Source organism: Azotobacter armeniacus, from assembly GCF_054779355.1.
On record NZ_BAAGYK010000081.1, the window covers coordinates 1 to 631 of the forward strand.

Genomic DNA, 631 nt, shown 5'->3' on the forward strand with positions numbered 1-631 from the left:
GTCCATTCGTTCGAGCTTGGCAGGATCAAGGCCACCGCTTGGCGCCATTGAGTTCGCCCAGGACCTCCTCGGGCACAAAGAGCGCTGCCCCGCTCGATTTGGTCGAGTTCGCCACGAAAACACGAGAGCAGCGGCTCGCCGCCGCGACCTTGCACTGGATCGCTGCTGCGAGACTGCATTGAGCGCTGGCGTCTATTAAGGACAACCTCAGCTCTGGTTGGGATGGGGATGGCTTGAAAAGGGTGGGGGAATGAGATCTGTCTTCAAGCCGGTCATCTTTTGGCCAAATGCCTATCGATCAGCGGTGCTACGTCAGTAGCAAAGGTGTTGGCTAGATTGTGGTCACCATCGGAGAAAACATGCATCTCGGCCTGCGGGAGCAGTGAAGCCAAGCGCTGCCCTACGCTAACGGGGCTGATCGGGTCTGCATTACCCCATAGCAGCAGTGTCGGAACCTGCAGCGTGACCAGCCGAAGCGACAGGTCTTCATGGTAGTTCCCAAACCAGCGCGGCACAGTCGGGTTAGTTGCGAAGAAGGACGGTCGCCAATCTTCCGCGCCTAGACCTGCCATATCGATCCCACCCGACGTCACTGTCAGCACCAGATGAGTGACCAGTTCAGGCCGCTCCA

1 protein-coding gene is annotated in these 631 nt (G+C 58.6%); it reads right to left on the reverse strand.

The features are described from left to right. Nucleotides 1–272 precede the first annotated feature (272 nt). Nucleotides 273–631, reverse strand: a 359-nt coding sequence (locus ACYVD0_RS12395; RefSeq protein ID WP_460427089.1) for an alpha/beta fold hydrolase, incomplete at its 5' end; no start/stop codon positions are given.